Source organism: Streptomyces sp. NPDC001604, from assembly GCF_042893475.1.
Lineage (GTDB): Bacteria > Actinomycetota > Actinomycetes > Streptomycetales > Streptomycetaceae > Streptomyces.
Genome location: NZ_JBIAUY010000001.1, coordinates 98646 through 110863, shown reverse-complemented (window position 1 = coordinate 110863; position 12218 = coordinate 98646). Strand labels below are relative to the sequence as shown.

Sequence of the window (12218 nt, the reverse complement as noted above, 5' to 3'; positions counted from 1 at the left end):
CAGGGAAGACTGCGGAACCCGAGCCGCGACCGGTTCCGGGAGACGACGGGAGACGAAGGGAAGCTGATGAGCACGGTATCCCCGTCGCGGCAGCAGCTGGCACAGGCGTTCGTCGACCTGGCCGCCAGCCCGGTCACGGAGGCCTCCGATCCGACGGGGCTCCTCGCGGCCCTCGCCGCGCACGGAACTGAACTGCTCGGCGACTGCGCCGCGGTCGTGCTGTACGCACCCGACGACTCCTGCGGTCCCGAGGTGGCCGGCACCGGCAAGGAACTGCTGCACCTGGCGCGCTCCGCCGCCACCTGGGGCGAGGGGCCGGGGTCGGAAGCCCGCCGCACCGGCCTCCCGGTGCCGGACACCGCCCTGGACGGCGACCGGGCCCGCCGGGACTGGCCGCGCTACACGGCCCACGCGGTGGAACTGGGCTACGACCGGGTCGCCGCGCTGCCCCTGCGCGCCGGCGAGGACACCCTGGGCGCCCTGGTGCTGCTGGGCCGCGGCGGCACACCGCTGCACCCCGACCTCCTGGCGCTGGGCCAGTCCCTCGCCGACGCCGCCGGCTGGACCCTGCAACGGGAGCGCCGGCTGCGCGAGAGCCGGGCCCTGGCCGACCAACTGGGCCAGGCGCTGACCAGCCGTATCGTCATCGAACAGGCCAAGGGCACGCTCGCCGCCCGGCACTCCATCACCGTCGACGAGGCCTTCCGCGTTCTGCGCTCCCACGCCCGCTCGCACCGCCGCCGTCTGACGGAGGTGGCCCGCGAGGTGGTGGAACGGAAGCTGGACCTGCAGCCGGACTGAACGCCGAGGCAGCCGGAAAACCGGATGCACGCCCGGTGACCGTCTCCCTACGCTGGACATGCATTGCGGAGCTGCCCACCACCGCTTGCCGCAGGACAGGCATCACCCTGCGGACTCGGGGCTACTCTCTACGCACCGCCGGACGGGCGCCCATCCCCCAGCGCCCCGCCGGGACGGAAAAACCATCACCGCTCACTCATCCACGCCCACACGGAGGCCCGTCATGGGCACCATCGTCATAGCCGGGACCGCCGTCCTGGTGCTTTTAGGATTCGGAAACCACGTCTGGTGGCTGGCCGCGGCCGCCGTACTCTTCCTGTACACGCAGTACGGGCGCAGCGGCACCAAGGGCGGCTCCGCCTCGCAGTCCTCGCAGTCGTCGGGGGGCTCCTCGTCGGGGTCGATGCCGGCCACGTACCAGGCCTACCGCAAGCGCCGTGACATGCAGGCCAAGTGGGAGCGCCGCTACGCTCGCGAGCGCCCCCTGGAGTCGCGCCGCCAGCAGCGCGAGAAGAGCAAGTGAGACGAACCGACCTGCTGACAGGCGCCGGTCACAGTCCCGGCGCACCCCACACCGGGAACCAGCGGCTCAGGTCCTGCTCCATCCGCAGGTCGTCGGCGAGCGCCGCCTTCACCTGCAGTTCCAGCGCGTTGTCGCGCCGCTGCCCACCGCCGGGCAGCGGCGCGAACGGGTAGAACGTGCCGCGCTTGTAGAGATAGACCAGCGCGAGCCGCCGGCCCCCCTCGCCCTGGAAACCGGCCAGGGAGCACAGCAGTTGCGGCCCGAAGCCGTTGACCTCCATCGAGCTGTTCACCGCGTGCAGATCGTTGACCAGCTCGGACAGCTGGCCCGGGGAGCGGCGTGAGACCAGCCAGGAGTAGCCGTACCCGTCCTGGCTGAGCTCCACCGGGGGTCCTTCCCGGTCGGCATCCGCGTCAAGGAGGGCCTGGACCTCCCGGTGCGTCTGCTCGAAGGCCCCGCCCTCGACCGTGGCAAAGCACACCGCACCCGTGCCGGTCGGCGTGAAACCGGCCGCGGCCTCGAGGGTCACGGCCGCCGACGGCAGCGCGAAGAGCTGATCGAGATCGGGCAGGACCGGTTTCGTACGGCCGAGCAGAATGTCCAGGAGCCCCATGTCACCCCTTTCCGGGTGTTGCCGCCTCACCCAACTCGGCGGAGATCCGCCCCAGTTGGTCGAGCCGCTGCTCCAGGCTCGGATGCGTGGAGAAGAACCGCTCGATGCCGGGCTCCTTGCCGGCCGCGGGGGTGAAGTAGAAGGCGTTGAAGGCCTGCGCCGTCCGCAGGTCCTTGGTCGGGATCCGTGCGATGTCGCCGGAGACCTTGGTCAGCGCGGAGGCCAGCGCCGAGGGCCGCCCGGTGAGCAGCGCCGCCGCCCGGTCCGCGGCCAGCTCCCGGTACCTCGACAGCGCCCTGATCAGCAGGAAACTGATCGCGTACACGGCCGCCGACACACCCATCACCGCGGCGAAGACGGCAGCGGTGTTCTGGTCCCGGCGCCCTCCGCCGAACAGCTGCGAGTAGAAGGCGAACCGTACGATCAGGCCCGCGATCACGCCGAGGAACGACGCTATCGTGATCACGGCGACGTCCTTGTGCGCCACGTGCGACAGCTCGTGCGCGAGCACGCCCTCGAGCTCCGCGGGCTCCAGCCGCCGCAGCAGCCCGGTCGTCACACACACCACCGCATGGTCGGGATTGCGCCCGGTCGCGAACGCGTTCGGCATGTCCATCTCGGACACCGCCACCACCGGCTTGGGCATGTCCGCGATCGCGCACAGCCGGTCGACCACCGCGTGCAGCTCGGGATACTCCTCGCGCTCCACGACCCGCCCGCGCATGGCGAACATCGCGATCCGGTCGGAGAACCAGAACTGCGCAACGAACATCGCCGCCACCAGCACCACGACCAGCAGCCACGACTTCAGCAACACGATCAACGCGGCGACGAACGCCACGTACAGCAACCCGAGCAGGAACATCGTGACCGTCATCCGCACGGTCAACCGCCGGTCGCTCCGGAAGCGGCTCTGCATCTGCCATCACCCCGCAGTCAGGCACTCGTCCCACTGCCAGTGTGCACCCGGCCACTGCCATGAAGTGGTTCCGAACGGCTCTAGGAGCCGCAAAAGGTCCCTGTGAGGGGCCTCTAGTACGGCGCCCGGAACTGTGCGTACCCCAGCAGCAGGATGATCGCGGCGACACTGCCCAGCACGATCGCCGTCGACACCCACGAGGAGCGGCGCGGCGCCACCGGCTCGGGATCCGCGCGGAACGGCTGCGGCTCCGGCGGGTTCTCCCTCCACCGCGCGGCGAGCATCCGGGCCCGTGCCGAAGGCTCCTTGTGCTCCGCGTCGTCCGCCCACCGCAGGTCGAACTCCCGCTCCTGGTCGTCGTGTTCGTGCTCCGGCATCCCGTCCACCCCCGTGTCATGTCATCGGCAGAGGCAGAATAGAACATACGCCCGCGCCCCCGCTGTCGTACGACAACGGGGGCGCGGGCGCAGTGCCTGGGACAGGCGTCGATCACACGTCGAAGTACAGCTCGAACTCGTGCGGGTGCGGACGCAGCTGCAGCGGAGCGATCTCGTTCGCGCGCTTGTAGTCGATCCACGTCTCGATCAGGTCGGACGTGAAGACGTCACCGGCGAGCAGGAACTCGTGGTCGGCCTCGAGGGAGTCGAGGACCGCCGGGAGCGAGGTCGGGACCTGCGGGACGCCCGCGTGCTCCTCGGGGGCCAGCTCGTAGAGGTCCTTGTCGATCGGCTCGGCGGGCTCGATCTTGTTCTTGATGCCGTCCAGACCCGCGAGCAGCAGGGCCGAGAAGGCCAGGTACGGGTTGCCGGAGGAGTCGGGCGCACGGAACTCGACGCGCTTGGCCTTCGGGTTGGAGCCCGTGATCGGGATACGCATGGCCGCGGAGCGGTTGCGCTGCGAGTACACCAGGTTGACCGGCGCCTCGAAGCCCGGCACCAGACGGTGGTAGGAGTTCACCGTCGGGTTGGTGAAGGCGAGCAGCGACGGGGCGTGCTTGAGGATGCCGCCGATGTAGTAGCGGGCGGTGTCCGACAGGCCCGCGTAGCCGGCCTCGTCGTAGAACAGCGGGTCGCCGTTGGCCCACAGCGACTGGTGGACGTGCATGCCCGAGCCGTTGTCACCGAAGATCGGCTTCGGCATGAAGGTCGCGGTCTTGCCGTTGCGCCAGGCGACGTTCTTCACGATGTACTTGAAGAGCTGGAGGTCGTCGGCCGCGGCGAGCAGCGTGTTGAACTTGTAGTTGATCTCGGCCTGGCCGGCGGTGCCCACCTCGTGGTGCTGGCGCTCCACGTTCAGCCCGGCCTTGTTCAGCTCCAGGGAGATCTCGGCACGCAGGTCGGCGAAGTGGTCGACCGGCGGGGTCGGGAAGTAGCCGCCCTTGTAACGGACCTTGTAACCACGGTTGTCCTCGAGGGCACCGGTGTTCCAGGCGCCGGCCTCGGAGTCGATGTGGTAGAAGGCCTCGTTCGCGGAGGTCTGGAAGCGCACGCTGTCGAAGACGTAGAACTCGGCCTCGGGGCCGAAGTACGCGGTGTCGGCGATACCGGTGGACGCCAGGTAGGCCTCCGCCTTCTTCGCCACGTTGCGCGGGTCACGGGAGTACTGCTCGCCCGTGATCGGGTCGTGGATGAAGAAGTTGATGTTGACCGTCTTGTCGCGGCGGAAGGGGTCGACGCGCGCGGTGGACAGGTCGGCGCGGAGCGCCATGTCGGACTCGTGGATGGCCTGGAAGCCGCGGATCGAGGAGCCGTCGAAGGCCAGCTCCTCGGCCGGGTCGAAGGCCTCTGCCGGCACCGTGAAGTGCTGCATCACACCGGGCAGGTCGCAGAAGCGGACGTCGATGAACTTGACGTCCTCGTCCGCGATGAACTTCTTGGCCTCGTCGGCGTTCTGGAACATCCAGCTCCTCCTACTCCCGACCGCCTCGCCGGGGTGGTAGTTCGTTCGTGCGGCCAGTGCGGTGGCACACGCTGTCCCCGACACTAGGGACGGGTGATTTCTCGGGCGTGACCCATTTGTTTCGCACAAGTTAACCGGAGCGGGTCCGCTCTACCCCCACCTGTCCGTATCGCGAAACGGGCGCAGTACCGTGGACGCGTGGACAACAGGGATGCAATCGGCTCATGGCTCTCGGGCCCCCGCGCGGCCGCAGAGGAAGCCGGTGTCGACTTCGGATACCGCGGCGAGCAGCTCGGTCTGCCGGAGGAGGGGCCGGGCTCCGTCGCCCGCCCGGGCCGCCGGTTCGGCGCCCTTCTCGTCGACTGGGGGCTGTGCCTCTTGATCGCATACGGTCTGGTCACGCACGGCTACAACCAGGCGACCGGCAACTGGGCCCTGCTCATCTTCTTCCTGCTCGGCGTCCTGACCGTCGGCACGGTCGGCTTCACTCCCGGTAAGCGCCTCTTCGGCCTCCGCGTGGTCGCCCTGGACACCGGCCGCCCGAGCCCCCTCCGCGCCACCCTCCGCACGGCCCTCCTGTGCATCGCGATCCCGGCCCTGATCTGGGACCGAGACGGCAGGGGCCTCCACGACCGCCTGGCCCGCACCGTCGAGGTGCGGATCTGACGCTGGTACGACGATGGGGGCGCCCGGATCACTCCGGGCGCCCCCATCGTCGTACCAGGAAACTCAGCGGGCCTTCGGCCCACCCCTGGGCAGCTTCATGCCCTTGGGCATGGGCCCCTTCGGCAACGGCATGTTGCTCATCAGGTCACCCATCGCCCGCAGCCGGTCATTGGTGGCCGTCACCTGCGGCCCGGTGAGCACCCGCGGCAGCTTCAGCATCGTGGTCCGCAGCTTCTTCAGCGGGACCTGCCCCTCGCCCGTGCCGACGATGACGTCGTGCACCGGTACGTCCGCCACGATGCGGTTCATCTTCTTCTTCTCGGCGGCCAGCAGGCTCTTCACCCGGTTCGGGTTGCCCTCGGCGACCAGGACGATGCCGGCCTTGCCGACGGCCCGGTGCACCACGTCCTGACTGCGGTTCATCGCCACCGCGGGCGTCGTCGTCCAGCCCCGGCCGATGTTGTCCAGGACCGCCGCGGCCGCGCCCGGCTGGCCCTCCATCTGCCCGAAGGCCGCCCGCTCGGCCCGGCGCCCGAACACGATCGCCGTTCCGAGGAAGGCGAGCAGCAGGCCCAGGATGCCGAGATAGATGGGGTGACCGATCAAGAAACCGATCGCGAGGAAAACACCGAAGATGCCGATGCCTACAGCCGCGAGTACAAGACCGATCTTCTTGTCGGCCTTGCGGGTCATCTTGTAGGTCAGAGCGATCTGCTTCAGTCGCCCGGGATTCGCAGCGTCCGCTGCAGGTTCCTTCCTCGCCATGCCACGAAGTCTACGTGGCCCCGGGAGCGCCGTACGACGGCACTGTCCGGAGGGTGGGATTCAGGGACGTACGAGGGTGGTCTGTTCCATGACGCGCTGGGCCTCGACCCGGTCCTTGGCGCGGCGGCGGTCCTCCAGGACGGAGGTCCAGGCATTGCGACGGGCGGTGCGCTGACCGCTGCTCATGAGCAGCGACTCGACGGCACGCAGTGCAGTGGTGAATGACGGGATGGCGTTGGCGCGAACCGGCGCGGCCTGCATAGTTGAGGTCCCCCCTCGGGATACGGGCACTGGGGCGGGTGTACGTGGCGTGAGTCCAGCGTCACTGATTGGTGTTACCAGGGCGTGACCGACCGGTCAAACACCCATGAAGCCTTGATGCGACGAGCGCAAACACCGACGCGGCCCTGACATGTGCCCTCATCTGCGAGGACTGTCAGGACCGCGTCGAATCGGCCGTTACTGGCGGGTAGTTTCTTGTGCCCAGATTCACACGGAGTAGTGGCACTCCGTGCCATCGGGCGAGGGGGCGTGCGACCGTCAGACGGCCTGTGAAGCGACGTAGGAACCGCGCTTCTCGACGGCCATCTGGTACAGCCGGCCGGCCCGGTAGGACGACCGGACCAACGGGCCGGACATCACGCCGGAGAAGCCGATCTGCTCGGCCTCCTCCTTCAGTTCCACGAACTCGTGCGGCTTCACCCAGCGCTCCACGGGGTGGTGGCGCACGGAGGGCCTCAAGTACTGGGTGATGGTGACCAGTTCGCAGCCCGCCTCGTGCAGCTGCCTCAGTGCGTCGCTGACCTCCTCGCGGGTCTCGCCCATGCCGAGGATCAGGTTCGACTTGGTGACGAGCCCGTGGTCGCGGGCGGCCGTGATGACCTTCAGCGAGCGGTCGTAGCGGAAGCCGGGGCGGATGCGCTTGAAGATCCGGGGAACGGTCTCCACGTTGTGCGCGAAGACCTCGGGGCGGGAGGAGAAGACCTCTTCGAGCTGCTCGGGGATCGCGTTGAAGTCGGGGGCGAGCAGTTCGACCTTCGTCCGCCCGGCCTCGCGGCCCGCGGTCTGCTGGTGGATCTGGCGGACCGTCTCGGCGTACAGCCAGGCGCCGCCGTCCTCCAGGTCGTCGCGGGCGACGCCGGTGATGGTGGCGTAGTTCAGGTCCATCGTGACCACGGACTCGCCGACGCGGCGCGGCTCGTCACGGTCGAGCGCCTCGGGCTTGCCGGTGTCGATCTGGCAGAAGTCGCAGCGCCGGGTGCACTGGTCGCCGCCGATGAGGAAGGTCGCCTCGCGGTCCTCCCAGCACTCGTAGATGTTCGGGCAGCCGGCTTCCTGGCAGACCGTGTGCAGGCCCTCGCTCTTCACGAGGTTCTGCATCTTCGTGTACTCGGGGCCCATTTTCGCCCGGGTCTTGATCCACTCGGGCTTGCGCTCGATGGGGGTCTGGCTGTTGCGGACCTCCAGGCGCAGCATCTTGCGTCCGTCGGGTGCGACTGCGGACACGACCGGCTCCCTAGCGTTGATTCTTCGGCGTGCTCAAGGGTACGCCCGTTGATTTGAAAGCTTTCGGCGGTCTTCAGGCGGCCGGTGTCTTCTCGATCACCCTCGGCCTGAGGTCCGCGTTCTCCAGTACGTCCCTCAGGTGCCGCTCCACGACCGGCAGCACTTCCGCGATCGTCACGTCGCGGCCCAGTTCACCGGCGAGGGAGGCGACGCCCGCGTCGCGGATGCCGCACGGGATGATGCGGTCGAACCACCGGTTGTCCGGGTTCACGTTCAGCGCGAAGCCGTGCATCGTGACGCCCTTGGCCACGCGGATGCCGATGGCCGCGATCTTGCGGTCCTCGCGGCGCTGGCCGGCGTTGGACGGGGCGTACTCCGGGCCGTTCATCCGCGGGTCGAACTCCTCGTCGTGCAGGCGGGGGTCGAAGTCCAGGGACAGCCCGCCGAGCGACGGACGCTGCTCGACCGGGTCGCCGAGGACCCACACCCCGCTGCGGCCCTCGACCCGCGTGGTCTCCACCCCGAACTCCGCGCAGGTGCGGATCAGGGCCTCCTCCAGGCGCCGTACATGGGCCACCACGTCCACCGGGCGAGGGAGCTTCTGGATGGGGTAGCCGACCAGCTGGCCCGGGCCGTGCCAGGTGATCTTGCCGCCGCGGTCCACGTCGATGACGGGGGTGCCGTCCAGGGGGCGTTCGCTGTCCGCCGTGCGGCGGCCCGCCGTGTACACCGGCGGGTGCTCCAGGAGCAGCACGGTGTCGGGGATCTCGTCGGCGAAGCGCGCCGCGTGCACCCGGCGTTGCTCGTCCCACGCCGTCTGGTACTCGACGGCCTCGGCACCGAATCCCATGCGGACGAACCGCAGCTCACTCACGGCAAGCGCCTCCCTAGAAGGTCGTAAGGCACGAAACGCGCCTACGCCACTGTACGACCGACCGTCTCACGTCAGCCCTGGGGCCAATCCTCACACGATCGGATGAACGAGGGTCGAAATGTGCGACCACCTGCTCACTCTCCGCTACATTCGCGCCGTTCACAGAGGCCATAAGGGCTGCTCACAGGCAATCCGGGCACACGGGGCCGACAGAGGTCCCGGTAGCCCGAAAGGCAGGAGACCGCACCGCAGATGACGGAACGACCCGCGCAGCGCACTCCCAACCGCCAGCTCGCCGCGCTCATCGCAGAAGCCGGGTTCTCCAACGCGGGTCTCGCCCGCCGAGTCGACCAGCTCGGCCTCGAACACGGGCTTGATCTCAGATACGACAAGACGTCGGTCACCCGCTGGCTGCGCGGGCAGCAGCCCCGCGGCACCACTCCCGCCCTGATCGCCGAGGTCTTCACCCGCCGCCTCGGCCGCCGCCTCACCGCCCAGGACCTCGGCCTCGACGCCTGCGCGCCGGTGTACGCCGGGCTCGAGTTCGCCGCGACCCCCGAGGAGGCCGTCGACATCGTCGGCGGCCTGTGGCGCAAGGACTCCGGTTCGCACGCCGAACTCCGCAAGATCGCGTTCACGCCCGCCGGCCTGGTCGTGCCCAGCCGGGACTGGCTGATCGGCCGCGCCGACGACAAGGTCGCCCGGGGCGAACAGCCCGCCCGGGTCCCCGCCCAGGGCCGCCCGGTGGTGCCCCGCCAGCGCGGCCAGGCCGAACGCGGCCCCGGCCAGAAGGTCACCGCCGGCGACATCGCCGCACTCCGCTCGGTCGGCGAACTGTTCCGCACCCTCGACGACAAGTACGGCGGCGGCCACGCCCGCCAGGCCCTGGTGCGCTACCTGGAGCACGAGTGCGAGCCGATGCTGCGCGGCACCTACGGCGAGCAGACGGGCCGCCGGCTGTTCGGCGCGGCCGCCGACCTGACCCGGCTCGCCGGCTGGACGTCGTACGACATCGCCGCACACGGGCTCGCGCAGCGGTACTTCGTGCAGGCGCTGCGGCTCTCCCAGGCGGCCGGGGACCGGGCGTACGGCTCGTACGTGCTCGTCACCATGAGCCGGCAGGCCGTCTATCTCGGCCATGGGCGGGAGGCCGTGCAGCTGGCGCGGGTCGCCCAGCAGGGTGTCGGGACCACCGCCCCGCCGGTGGTGCAGGCGCTGCTGCACTCGGCCGAGGCACGCGGGCACGGGGTGCTCGGCGAGGTGCGCAACTGCACCGCCTCGCTGGTGCGGGCGGAGCGGGCCCTGGAGGCCGCACGATCCGGTGACGAGGTGCCCTACTGGGCGCGGTTCTTCGACGAGGCGCAGCTTGCCGACGAGTTCGGGCATGCGCACCGGGATCTGCAGCAGTTCCGTGCGGCTGCGCAGCATGCGGAGCGGTCACTGCAGTTGCGTGCGCCTGCGTATGCGCGGAGTCGGCTGTTCTGCCGGGTGGTGCTGGCCTCTGCGAGGCTTGGGCTGGGGGAGCTGGATCAGGCCTGTGCGCTGGGGGCTGAGGCGGCGAGTGCTGCGGCGGAAATGCGGTCTGTCCGTGCTGTTGAGTATGTCCGGGAATTTGAAAGGCGGTTGGAGCCCTATAAGGATGCGGCGCCTGTGCGGGGGTATCGCGACAAGGTCGCGGCGCTGGGGTGACTGTTCGCCGTAACTCCGAGCGCTGTATGTCTCGTGCGGCGATCGTCGTGGTTTCTCGCGCAGTTCCCCGCGCCCCTTTGGGGGCGCGGTTGCTCACGCTGCCTGTTTGACCGCGCTGCTGGGTGGGTCCGCCCTGTGCATCGAGCCCGCCGCCCCGAGGTCCGTGAGGATGGCTGTGGAGGCCCTGTGGGCCGAGTGCAGGGCTCCCTGCACCGTGCTGGTGTCCCGGTGGTCGCCGCAGACGTACAGGCCTGCCAGCAGCCTTACGGGGCGCCGGAGATCGTGCGGTGGGCGCATGGCGGGGACGGCCTCCGGGGTGTGGTGGACGGCCAGCGTCTCCCAGCGTGTGGTCGAGGTGCCGTAGAGGCGGGAGAGGTGCATGCGTACGGCGGTGTCCAGTTCGGGCGGGGGTGGGCCGAGGACCGTGGTGGAGATGAGGGCGCGGCCCGCGGGGGCGCGGCTGGGGTCCACCGCGCTGACGATCGCGGTGTGGGCGACCGGGCCGCTGCGGTCGGCGTCCAGGAGGAGGGAGGCGCCTGTGGTCGGGGGCTCGTCCGTGGTGTGGTGAAGGACCGTCAGCGGGTGGAAGTCCGGTACGCGCAGGCCGGGGAGCAGGTCGGCTGCGGCGCGGGCGTCCGTCGCGAGGAGTACGGCTCGACAGCGGATCTCGCCGTGTTCGGCGGTCGTGACCGCGCTGGTCGAGACCGAGGTGACGCGGACGCCGGTGTGGACCGTGCCGGGCGGCAGCGCTCGGGCGAGCAGCTCCGGGAGCAGCTCGGCGCCGCCCTCCGGCAGACACAGGCGCCCGCAGGCGAAGGCGCGCAGCGCGAGGTCGGCGCACCGGCTGGAGGTGGTCAGGTCCGGGTCGCAGAGCAGGGCGGCCAGCAGCGGGCGCAGGAAGCCGTCGATCGTGCGGGCGGGGACACCGCGGGCCGTGAGGGCCTGGGCGGCGGGCAACTCCGGTCGCGACAGCAGGCGTTCGATGGGGATCGTGGCGAGCCGGGACAGGGCGTTGCCGAGGCGGGCCTGGTCCACTGCGGTGCCGAGCGGGGCAGTGGTCCGGGGGGCGTTCTTGGCGGGGGCGCTCGCCAGGGCGCGTACCGCATGGAGTGCGCCCCTTGCGCCCCCCGCGGCCGCCGGGGCGCCCGCGTGATGGTGGCGTCCGTCGCTGTGCAGCAGGACGCCGGGCGCGAACGGGCGCAGCGCGAGCGCGTCCAGCCCCGGGGTGAGCCGTAGCTCGGGATATGCCGTGGACAGCAGCTGGCCGATCCGGTCGAGCCGGAATCCGTCGACCTTCTCCGTCGACATGCGGCCCCCCACGCAAGGGGCGGCCTCCAGAACCGCGGTCGTCACTCCTGCGCTGGTCAGCCGATGCGCGGCGGAGAGTCCGGCAACCCCGGCTCCCACGATCACGACGTCCGCCTGGTACGCGGGCTCAAGCACGTGCCCCTCCTCGAGGTTGCGCGGCCGGTGGAGACGTCATGCCCCCAACTGGCTCCAGGGATACCCGAGTTCGGGTCGAGGTTAGGGCCGCGATCGGTCAAGTGCAGTCGCGCATGAACAGAGCACGGTCGCACAACGGTCGCATACGGTCCCCCCTTCTTTCTTGCGCCCCCGGACCGCCTGAGCCCTACGGCTCCGCGAGTGCGGCCGTGAGTGCTCCTTCGATGTCCGGGAACGTGAAGGTGAAGCCGGACTCCAGGAGTCGTTTCGGTAGTACGCGTGCGCTGCCGAGGACGTCCCCGGCCATTTCGCCGAGGACGGTTCGCGAGCACGGGATCAGCGTCCGCCGGCGCAGCACGTTGTCCATGGCCGTGGTGATCTTGGGGCGCCTCGGGCCTATGGTTCCGCGAGTGCGGCCGTGAGGGCTCCTTCGATGTCCGGGAACGTGAAGGTGAAGCCGGACTCCAGGAGTCGTTTCGGTAGTACGCGTGCGCTGCCGAGGACGTCCCCGGCCATTTCG

14 protein-coding genes and 1 pseudogene are annotated in these 12218 nt (G+C 70.0%); 4 read left to right on the top strand and 11 right to left on the bottom strand.

The annotated features are described in order from the left end of the window. Positions 1–66: 66 nt before the first annotated feature. Together ACFY1E_RS00530 and ACFY1E_RS00525 are read left to right on the top strand one after the other, a co-directional pair. A complete protein-coding gene (locus tag ACFY1E_RS00530; RefSeq protein WP_389069678.1) occupies positions 67–801 on the top strand; it encodes an ANTAR domain-containing protein in 735 nt (244 codons plus the stop codon). A gap of 223 nt (positions 802–1024) precedes the next feature. After that, positions 1025–1324, top strand: coding sequence for a hypothetical protein (locus ACFY1E_RS00525; protein ID WP_389069677.1), 300 nt, complete (start codon positions 1025–1027; stop codon positions 1322–1324). A 28-nt stretch (positions 1325–1352) separates the two neighbouring features. Here ACFY1E_RS00525 and ACFY1E_RS00520 read toward each other — a convergent pair whose 3' ends face one another. From ACFY1E_RS00520 to glnA, 4 genes are all read right to left on the bottom strand, one after another. Beyond that, positions 1353–1937 carry a hypothetical protein gene (locus tag ACFY1E_RS00520; protein WP_389069675.1) on the bottom strand — a complete coding sequence of 195 codons (585 nt, stop codon included), beginning with the start codon at positions 1935–1937 and terminating at the stop codon, positions 1353–1355. A 1-nt stretch (position 1938) separates the two neighbouring features. After that, on the bottom strand, positions 1939–2856 hold the full coding sequence (htpX, locus tag ACFY1E_RS00515) for a zinc metalloprotease HtpX (RefSeq protein ID WP_389069673.1): 918 nt from the start codon (positions 2854–2856) through the stop codon (positions 1939–1941). Between the two features lie 113 nt (positions 2857–2969). Then, positions 2970–3233 carry a hypothetical protein gene (locus ACFY1E_RS00510; protein ID WP_389069670.1) on the bottom strand — a complete coding sequence of 88 codons (264 nt, stop codon included), beginning with the start codon at positions 3231–3233 and terminating at the stop codon, positions 2970–2972. 112 nt (positions 3234–3345) lie between these two features. Beyond that, a complete protein-coding gene (glnA, locus tag ACFY1E_RS00505; RefSeq protein WP_389069668.1) occupies positions 3346–4755 on the bottom strand; it encodes a type I glutamate--ammonia ligase in 1410 nt (469 codons plus the stop codon). A gap of 198 nt (positions 4756–4953) precedes the next feature. Between glnA and ACFY1E_RS00500 the strand changes: the two genes are divergently transcribed. Further along, complete coding sequence (locus ACFY1E_RS00500) at positions 4954–5421, top strand: RDD family protein (protein WP_389069666.1); 468 nt, start codon at positions 4954–4956, stop codon at positions 5419–5421. 63 nt (positions 5422–5484) lie between these two features. Here ACFY1E_RS00500 and ACFY1E_RS00495 read toward each other — a convergent pair whose 3' ends face one another. The 4 genes from ACFY1E_RS00495 to lipB all read right to left on the bottom strand — a co-directional run bounded on the left by ACFY1E_RS00495 (position 5485) and on the right by lipB (position 8566). Further along, positions 5485–6186, bottom strand: coding sequence for a DUF4191 domain-containing protein (locus ACFY1E_RS00495; protein WP_389069665.1), 702 nt, complete (start codon positions 6184–6186; stop codon positions 5485–5487). Between the two features lie 60 nt (positions 6187–6246). Continuing rightward, a complete protein-coding gene (locus tag ACFY1E_RS00490; protein WP_389069664.1) occupies positions 6247–6447 on the bottom strand; it encodes a hypothetical protein in 201 nt (66 codons plus the stop codon). Between the two features lie 279 nt (positions 6448–6726). Beyond that, a complete protein-coding gene (lipA, locus tag ACFY1E_RS00485; RefSeq protein ID WP_389069662.1) occupies positions 6727–7692 on the bottom strand; it encodes a lipoyl synthase in 966 nt (321 codons plus the stop codon). A 73-nt stretch (positions 7693–7765) separates the two neighbouring features. Then, the gene (gene lipB / locus ACFY1E_RS00480; protein ID WP_389069661.1) at positions 7766–8566 is read right to left on the bottom strand and encodes a lipoyl(octanoyl) transferase LipB; all 801 of its coding nucleotides are present in this window, start codon (positions 8564–8566) and stop codon (positions 7766–7768) included. Between the two features lie 252 nt (positions 8567–8818). Here lipB and ACFY1E_RS00475 point away from each other — a divergent pair, with 252 nt between their 5' ends. Continuing rightward, the gene (locus tag ACFY1E_RS00475) at positions 8819–10255 is read left to right on the top strand and encodes a regulator (protein ID WP_389069659.1); all 1437 of its coding nucleotides are present in this window, start codon (positions 8819–8821) and stop codon (positions 10253–10255) included. Positions 10256–10348: 93 nt separating this feature from the next. On the opposite strand, the gene ACFY1E_RS00470 is transcribed toward ACFY1E_RS00475, so the two are convergent. The 3 genes and pseudogenes from ACFY1E_RS00470 to ACFY1E_RS00460 form a co-directional block, all read right to left on the bottom strand. Continuing rightward, positions 10349–11698: an NAD(P)/FAD-dependent oxidoreductase gene (locus tag ACFY1E_RS00470; RefSeq protein WP_389069658.1), complete on the bottom strand. Its 1350-nt coding sequence runs from the start codon at positions 11696–11698 to the stop codon at positions 10349–10351. Positions 11699–11885: 187 nt separating this feature from the next. After that, positions 11886–12023: pseudogene (locus ACFY1E_RS00465) on the bottom strand (DUF1731 domain-containing protein); the annotation flags it as partial. Between the two features lie 71 nt (positions 12024–12094). Continuing rightward, on the bottom strand, positions 12095–12218 hold a 124-nt coding region (locus ACFY1E_RS00460; RefSeq protein ID WP_389071547.1), incomplete at its 5' end, for a DUF1731 domain-containing protein.

Coding starts and splice junctions, on each gene's coding strand:
- ACFY1E_RS00530 (WP_389069678.1), top strand. CDS start 67: ATGAGCACGGTATCCCCGTCGCGGCAGCAGCTGGCACAGGCGTTCGTC.
- ACFY1E_RS00525 (WP_389069677.1), top strand. CDS start 1,025: ATGGGCACCATCGTCATAGCCGGGACCGCCGTCCTGGTGCTTTTAGGA.
- ACFY1E_RS00520 (WP_389069675.1), bottom strand. CDS start 1,937: ATGGGGCTCCTGGACATTCTGCTCGGCCGTACGAAACCGGTCCTGCCC.
- htpX (WP_389069673.1), bottom strand. CDS start 2,856: ATGCAGAGCCGCTTCCGGAGCGACCGGCGGTTGACCGTGCGGATGACG.
- ACFY1E_RS00510 (WP_389069670.1), bottom strand. CDS start 3,233: ATGCCGGAGCACGAACACGACGACCAGGAGCGGGAGTTCGACCTGCGG.
- glnA (WP_389069668.1), bottom strand. CDS start 4,755: ATGTTCCAGAACGCCGACGAGGCCAAGAAGTTCATCGCGGACGAGGAC.
- ACFY1E_RS00495 (WP_389069665.1), bottom strand. CDS start 6,186: ATGGCGAGGAAGGAACCTGCAGCGGACGCTGCGAATCCCGGGCGACTG.
- ACFY1E_RS00490 (WP_389069664.1), bottom strand. CDS start 6,447: ATGCAGGCCGCGCCGGTTCGCGCCAACGCCATCCCGTCATTCACCACT.
- ACFY1E_RS00475 (WP_389069659.1), top strand. CDS start 8,819: ATGACGGAACGACCCGCGCAGCGCACTCCCAACCGCCAGCTCGCCGCG.